The organism is Schlesneria sp. (genome assembly GCF_036405755.1).
GTDB classification, from domain to species: domain Bacteria; phylum Planctomycetota; class Planctomycetia; order Planctomycetales; family Planctomycetaceae; genus Schlesneria; species Schlesneria sphaerica.
Genome location: NZ_DASWWZ010000650.1, coordinates 1 through 4311, shown reverse-complemented (window position 1 = coordinate 4311; position 4311 = coordinate 1). Strand labels below are relative to the sequence as shown.

At 57.3% G+C, this 4311-nt stretch carries 3 protein-coding genes; 1 reads left to right on the top strand and 2 read right to left on the bottom strand.

Translation table 11 applies throughout. The features are described 5' to 3' along the window. Positions 1-156 precede the first annotated feature (156 nt). Complete coding sequence (locus tag VGE80_RS21575; protein WP_440594078.1) at positions 157-1566, bottom strand: DUF1501 domain-containing protein; 1410 nt, start codon at positions 1564-1566, stop codon at positions 157-159. A gap of 249 nt (positions 1567-1815) precedes the next feature. Further along, positions 1816-3231, bottom strand: a complete 1416-nt coding sequence (locus VGE80_RS21570) for an MFS transporter (protein WP_440594077.1) — start codon at positions 3229-3231, stop codon at positions 1816-1818. Between the two features lie 608 nt (positions 3232-3839). On the opposite strand from VGE80_RS21570, the gene VGE80_RS21565 reads away from it, so the two are divergent. Further along, the coding region (locus VGE80_RS21565; protein WP_440594076.1) for a lipid II flippase MurJ at positions 3840-4311 on the top strand (472 nt) is incomplete at its 3' end.

Genomic DNA, 4311 nt, shown 5'->3' with positions numbered 1-4311 from the left:
CACGGAACCGCGCGTGGACAACTCTTCCCCGCTTGATGAACCCGTCAACGTGGGGCGCCGGTGAGGAAGTGCAAACAGGGCGAGGATGGGTGGAGTGTTGTCCGTTCCTCTGTGGTCGACCGACGTGGGATTAATCAGGTCCAGAATGAAGATCGCTCAAGATACGCGATCTCGCAGTAAATCCCAGACGGTTTCGCCCGCAGGAACGATGCGGTAGGGGCGCTGGAATGCGTCATGAATGTCGCCAGTCGGATCTACCCCGAGTGCGGTGTAGATGGTCGAAATGATGTCCCCGGGAACAAGCGGCTGACTTGCGGGAAACGCTCCAGTTGCATCGCTTGAACCGTAAATCAGTCCCGGTTTGAAACCTCCCCCGACCATCATCACGCTATAGCAGAAGTTCCAGTGATCGCGTCCGCCATTGTTGGCGTTGATTCGTGGCGTTCTCCCGAAATCGCCAATCACCGCAACCACAGTTCGCTCCAGCATCCCCCGCTCGGACAGATCAGCGACGAGGCTGGCGCAGGCCGCGTCGAACTGCGGCAGCAGGGTGTTCTTCAGGCTGACAAAATTGCTTCCGTGAGTGTCCCAGGTGGCATTGGCGTCAGGGGCCCAGGAAATCGTGACGATCCGGGTCCCCGCCTCCACCAGTCGGCGAGCCAGCAAAGCGCTTTGACCGTAAATGTTTCGGCCGTACGACTCACGCATCGCATTGGATTCTTCGGTGAGCCGGAACGCTCGCTGAGTCGTTTCCGAGGTGAGCAGGTCCAATGCCCGAGACTGCATCCGGGTCATCTCGCCAGTCGTCGCAGAGGTCGCTTTCGCCGCGCTTTCTGCGGATTCGAAGAGCTTGCGTCGCGCGTCGAGACGGTCGAATGAAACTTCCTGTTGAAGAGTCAGTTCCGGGACGCGAAAGTCGGGCGCGTTCGGATCTTTCAGAACGAAAAGCGGATCATACGAGTTACCGAGGATTCCTCCGAAGAATCCGGGCTGAGGCGGCCCACCTGCCCCTTCCTTGGTAATGTAAGGAAGGCAGACATGCGGTACGACATTCGCCTCGGTCGGACGGACGCGGGCCATGATGGAGCCGAGTGACGGATGATCGGTCGCTTTCGCCCCACCCCCCTGCTCTCCCCGATCATGTCCGGTCAGTGAAGCGTAGACAGCGGCTGCGTGTGAATTGTTGACGGTGTGATTCATCGACCGCACCACGGTGGCCAGATGAGCCTGCCGCGACAGACGAGGAAGATGCTCGCACATCTGATAACCGGGTAACGATGTCGAGATCGGCTTGAACTCTCCCCGGATTCCATCCGGAGCGTTGGGTTTCAGATCCCACATGTCCAGATGACTCGGGCCCCCGTTCAGAAAGAGCAGGATGCAGTTGTCCGCCAGGGTTGATCGGCGTGAATTCGCTTTCGCCGCGTCCGACGCAAGCAGGTGTGGAAGGGAAAGTCCCATGCCTGCCAATCCCAGGCTGCCTATTTTCAGGAGCTTCCGTCGCGAGACCGGAATTTGATGGATCCAATCGAGGGGAGTTGACATTCCGGAAGGCGCACGCGTCATGGATTCGGTTCCCTGAGCAAGTGGTACTCAAATCGAAACACCAAGGTAACCACTTATGCGTCAAGAGGGCAATCCACATCTCCCTCGCTCTGGAACTTTTTCAATCAGGACGTGACGAGGATTAATTACCGCTTGCGGCGCCGTGTTATCTCGATCGCCTCTGGGAACAAAAAAAATCCCCAGAGATGCAAATGTGAAGCGGGCGAAACCTCAATCGTTTGACGCGTTGTCGAGAAGTCTGCGATCCATTCAGGCAGCGGACGTCGGATCAGCAGGCGCCGTCGCGCCAAGTTCTTTCCCAACCTGGGAAAGCGACTTCAGACGCGACACCATCACGGCACCAAAGGCCATCAGCGCCGCTGCAAACCAGTACGGAAGCGACAAATTTCGTTCCTGCAGCACCATTCCAACCACGGGGCCTGCGATACGAGCGAGCGATGAAATACTCTGCCCGACCCCCAGAACTTCGCCCTGTACGTCATCACCCGTATTCAGGCTGAGCATCGACTGCAGGGAAGGAGTGGTTGCCGAGAAACCAATGACCACGATCGGAAGGACGACAAGCAGAATTGTCAGGGAACTTGCTGTGGCGGCCTGCCCAACCAGCAGAAGTCCGATCGTCATCAAAATCACGCCGCCAACGGCCATGCGATATTCGCCCATTTTGGGAATCAGCCGACGAACCAGGAGTCCTTGTGCGAGGGTCAGAATCAGACCGATATAAGCAAAAATGTAGAAGTTGCCTCGATCGGACACTGCCAGTTTCTTCGTCAGCATGGCGAGTGTTGTTTCAAACTGACCGAAAGCAAACGTCGTTAAAAAGACGGCAAAGATAATCGGGCCCAGAACTCGATTTGTGAGGACCCGGTAGACGGAACCCATCGACTGCCAGCCGTGCCGCGATGAGGGTGATCGCTCGCCCGCTTTGAGAGATTCTGGCAGCAGAAAAACACCCAGCAGAAACGCAATTCCGGAAAGGACCGCTGCGACATAACCTGGAGCGGCACTTGGTGCGGCGGTGATATTGTCGGGGACAAACCAGGCCCCCAGCAATGGGCCAAAGGTGAAGCCGATTCCGAACGCTGCCCCAATGATCGCCATCCCCTTGCCACGTGTCGACTGGTCTGTGCAATCGGCAATGTAGGCCTGGGCTGTGGGGATGGTGGCGCCCGCGATGCCTGCCCCCATGCGCGTGACGAACAGCCAGACGACGGGGCTCAACCCCCATACCGGTCCACTGTTGCCCCACTGCGTGACAAGAGCGAACAGAATGTAAAACAGGGTCGATCCGGCCAGTCCCACCAGGAGCACCGGGCGGCGTCCCACACGATCTGAGAGCGATCCCCATAACGGAGCAAACAAAAACTGCATCGCAGAAAAGGATGCCATGAGGCCCCCAAGGATCATCCCCCTCCAGAACTTGCTCACCTCACTCCCTCGGGTGAGTTCTGGGACCGCATGTTCGACCGCATCAACCGGGCCATCTGCGGTGCCAGGAACTGTTTCCGGGACGTCGACTGCGACAGCTTCGGCTGGTGCCGCGAAGTGCGTTTCCGTGGGGAGAAAATGTTCTGCATAGCGTGGCAGAAGAGGCAGGACGATTCCGAAACCAAGCAAATCGACGACGACCGTCACAAAGATGATGAAGAGCGGTTTGCGTGACACAGATTTCCTCAGGATTGTCGATTCTCAATTCGCATGCCTGCCCTCAGTCCCGATGACGGAAAGGAGGCCAGGGCGAGGCCCAAATTAGGTATCCATCCGCTCGGACTCATGCAGACGCAGTCCTCCGGCCAGGCAGCGCGGGGTGGTTTCACTCGACCGATGGCAGAGCTCGTTCTCTTATCTGATTCCCCGCAGCGCCAAGAGCGTACTTCATTCGACCGGCCGACGCTCGTCCTCTGAGTCCAAGTTTGTCGAGAATGTAGAACCTCGTCCTTCGGGTTACCAGCCCCCGAAATGGAGATGGGTGATTCCGTACGTGGGCGAAGTGATCGAATGAATGATCTGGCCTAAATCTGTTCAGTGTGATGTCCCCCTTCGGTGCCCCGAAGGCCAGAGACCGTTCACACCGCCATTCGTAAACGGGTGCTACGCTGCGATCGGGGGCATCGAACTTGGACGGCTCAACGGCAGCGGCAGGTTCATGCATTAAAGGTTGCATTACAGGACGCCGTCAGTGTGCTCCGTCTGAACGGTGGAATTCATGGAACTATTCTCCTACTCTTTCGCCTTTTGCAGATGCCTTCCGGGTTCATGGAACGGATTTCTCATTGAACGAATCTTTGCAACAAGTCACGACAAACCTGAAAGTTGTCAGCTTTTGCACCCTCTTAAGTCGTATCACGGGATTGTTACGTGACCAGGCCATGGGTGTGATGTTCGGCGCCGGGCCGGTGATGGACGCATTCACGGTGGCATTCCGGTTGCCGAATCTGGCACGGGTGCTGCTTGGCGAAGGGGCGCTGACGACCGCATTTCTGCCCGTTTTTGTTTCTGAAATGCGCGAGAAGGGGATTGAGTCCGCAGTACGCGTCACATGGGCGGTCTTCATCACATTAGCCGTGTTCCTGAGCACCATGATCCTGCTCATCAATGGACTGCTGTGGTCGCTGACTTGGTACATTCCGCTCAGTCCCGAAGGGACGCTCTTGCGGAATCTCACGATGGCCCTGATGCCCTATGTGCTGCTGATCTGTCTGGCGGCTCAACTTGGCGCAGCTCTGAATGCGCTTGGCAAGTTTC